At 70.9% G+C, this 323-nt stretch carries 1 protein-coding gene; it reads right to left on the minus strand.

Annotation, left to right across the window (positions count from 1 at the left end; all coding sequences use genetic code 11):
• A partial coding sequence (locus ADL01_RS24935; RefSeq protein WP_159049623.1) for an acyltransferase domain-containing protein occupies window positions 1-323 on the minus strand: 323 nt, incomplete at both ends.

Below are 323 nucleotides of genomic sequence, written 5' to 3' on the forward strand. Positions count from 1 at the left end.
CCGCACCTTGCGACCCTCGCCCCGGAACGCCTGCTCCAGTCCCTCCAGAGCCTCCCGCTCACCGGAGAGCACCACCTGCGAGGGGCCGTTCACGGCCGCGACGCCGGCCCGGTCTGCCATGCCCTCAAGGAGCGGCTGGATATCGGCCTCCGCCGCCTGGACGGCCAGCATGGCCCCGCCCTCGGGCAGTGACTGCATCAACCTGCCGCGCGCGGCCACCAGTTGGGCGGCGTCCTCCAACGACCACACCCCGGCCACATACGCAGCCGTCAGCTCACCGATCGAATGACCACCGACAATCTGCGGCCGCACCCCAAACGACT

This window comes from Streptomyces sp. NRRL WC-3618 (assembly GCF_001280005.1).
Lineage (GTDB): Bacteria > Actinomycetota > Actinomycetes > Streptomycetales > Streptomycetaceae > Streptomyces.